Here is a 1,183-nt window from a genome sequence, read left to right as displayed (position 1 = left end):
TCCGCCCCCATCCAATATGTCAACAGCTTATACGTCAAAGATACAGCAGTTATCACACGCATATTACAGCAAATAGGTGGTGCCTTAGGGGGTATATTCGCTGGCTTTTTAATCCATTCGCTGACAGAAGAATACTTGTCCTTAAACCAAACATATATCGTATTCTTTATATTCTCTATCGCTGCATTTTTACTGTTTTGCCTAGCCCTCCTCTTATCGCATAAAGAGAAGAATTCCGATTTATGATATGCTTTGTTTGAATGCCTTCTCAATGACATTTGCAATGGCTTATAAGATCATAGAGCAGTTTACCACTTTTTGAGAAACCAACACACTAAAACCTTAGCTCAAGCCTTCATAATTTTTATAAAAGGACACTAAACCGACAAGCTCCTTAAGATCTAAAATTCGGACATCTCCAGTAACGTGCGGTGTTTATCAACTTCATGCTTCCTTTGTGCTCTTGAACACCTCTAAAAACCTCTTAAAATATGGGGTTTTCTGTTGGTATCTTTGCAAGTATCCACGAAATTAAGCATGCTTTTCAATGCGGAATAGTCCCATAAACGCACTAACAGACACCCCTACAGCACCAGCATAGAATATAGCATTCCGCCCGCGCACACTATAAATGCTAATCATCTTCTACCACACACCGCGATGTGGAAAATCGCACCGCACTGCAAACTTGGTGATGTTATTCACCCCTTTTCAAGCTCATTGAATCGCTATAATTTCATAATCGCAACAGGTTCAAATGAAGCTGAAGCAACAAAAACAGCTTGTAAAGCAGAATCTTTTCTCTATTTCATTGTGAACTGTCATAACAAATCTACCCCGCTTTAATAAAAAATCCTTCTCTCATTGAGAGGGAAATTTTAAAAACATTGAAAATCATAATGTATGATGATAGACCCCAAACCATCTCTAAAAAGACTATTTCTTGATTTTCACAGTTTGCTCTTAAATTTCTCTAACATTTTCTTGGCTTTAAATTTTTCTTGTAAATTTTATGGACAAAAGAAGCTTTTCAGAGCACTCTTACGCCTAATGTCATTGCTTCAAGCTCCCTTACAGACACGATAAACGTGTATATTTCCATCGCTACCAAATACGCGAGATTAACAGCGGATATCATGAAAACAGCCTTTTTATAGAAAACCGTAAGCTTTAACGGAATAAA

At 37.4% G+C, this 1,183-nt stretch carries 1 pseudogene; it reads left to right on the top strand.

The annotated features are described in order from the left end of the window. Positions 1-246, top strand: a pseudogene (locus ACFIKE_RS10965) (drug:proton antiporter); the annotation flags it as partial. Positions 247-1,183: the final 937 nt, after the last annotated feature.

This window comes from Bartonella sp. MU70NMGDW (assembly GCF_042194085.1).
GTDB classification, from domain to species: domain Bacteria; phylum Pseudomonadota; class Alphaproteobacteria; order Rhizobiales; family Rhizobiaceae; genus Bartonella; species Bartonella grahamii.
Note: the sequence above shows the minus strand (reverse complement) of the source record. Positions and strands in the feature narration are given on the sequence as shown.